The 1055-nt window shown below is 46.7% G+C and carries 1 pseudogene; it reads right to left on the bottom strand.

Annotated features, from left to right (window positions below):
- Positions 1-60: 60 nt before the first annotated feature.
- Positions 61-930, bottom strand: a pseudogene (locus tag AC6CHQ_RS16245) (type I restriction endonuclease); the annotation flags it as partial.
- Positions 931-1055: the final 125 nt, after the last annotated feature.

The following is a 1055-nucleotide window of genomic DNA, read 5'->3' as shown; positions in this document are numbered from 1 at the left end:
TTATAGTGGCGGCTATTTTTAGTCCGTACGAAATTCAATTGGTTTTTCAGTGGGCTCGGCAATACCCGGTTCATTGGCAAGGACCTGGCTCGCCTTGAAAGAAGTGAGCGTCTTCCCCGATCCAGTCGTATGCCAGATAAAGCCGTTATTGCGTGTCTCAGTCGCCCGGTTGATCAGCGCTTCAACCGCATAAACCTGATAAGGCCGCATGACCATGAGGACCTGGTCGGTTTCGTTCAGGATCATGTACCGTCCGATCATCTTCGCAAGACGGCATCGCTCCAAAAAGTCCGAAGTAAACTCTTGCAGGTTGGTGATCAGCTTGTTATCCCGGTCCGACCAGAAGAACGTATGGGAGAACAAGATGTCCTTATCCGAGTTCGAGAAATACTTTGTATCCACTCCATTAGAAACGACAAAGATCTGAATGAAACGGAACAGACCCCTGTAGGCATCCCTGCGGTAACGCATCACTTGGTTGAATGCCTCACTAAAGTCCTTGCCCCGTTTTTTCAGTTCAACTTGAACAACCGGAAGGCCGTTCACGAGAATCGTGACATCAAACCGGCTCGTGTATGTACCCTTGACCGTTGTCTGTGTTGAAACCTGGAACTTGTTCTTGCACCATTCGCGGGTATTAAACAGTTCAACAGCTAGAATGGTCCCGTCTTCACGCTCGATCTCCTGCTTGTCTCGTAGAATTTTCGCCGAATCGAAAATGCTCTTGCCAGAAATCCGAGTCATAAGCCGGTCGAATTCTTTATCGGTCAATTCTTTGCCATTCAGTTTGTCTTGGTTGAATCGGTTCACCTGCTGGCGAAAATTCAGGACAAGCTGTTCCTCATCCGGAATCTGAATCCGCTCGTAGCCTTGGGAAATAAGCTGCTCAACCAGTTTGCTCTCCAGTTGAGCTTCAGACTGAAATGCCATATGTATTCACGCCTATCTTGGATTCATACTATTTTCCTATATTTTAACATGACTAGCCAAACTTCGATAGAGACAGCGGTATTTAGGGTATTTTTGTTAGGTACTTCCAATTTGTTTCTATGCAC

This window comes from Bhargavaea sp. GQ12, from assembly GCF_059758705.1.
Note: the sequence above shows the minus strand (reverse complement) of the source record. Positions and strands in the feature narration are given on the sequence as shown.